The following is a 202-nucleotide window of genomic DNA, read 5'->3' on the forward strand; positions in this document are numbered from 1 at the left end:
TAAGAAACGAGATAAACCAAATAATTACAGAGCATATTGGCCCAATAGCAAAACTAGATAAAATACAATTTACAAGTGGTTTACCTAAAACACGATCGGGTAAAATTATGCGCCGTATTTTACGTAAAATAGCGCATAAAGACACCTCTAATTTAGGAGATACCAGTACGCTTTTAAACCCTGAAGTAGTACAAGATATTAT

1 protein-coding gene is annotated in these 202 nt (G+C 33.2%); it reads left to right on the forward strand.

What is annotated here, in order from left to right; genetic code table 11:
* Window positions 1–202 (forward strand): AMP-binding enzyme (locus FUA24_RS07985; RefSeq protein WP_449441422.1); only part of this gene is annotated, 202 nt, incomplete at both ends.

It is taken from the genome of Seonamhaeicola marinus (assembly GCF_008085455.1).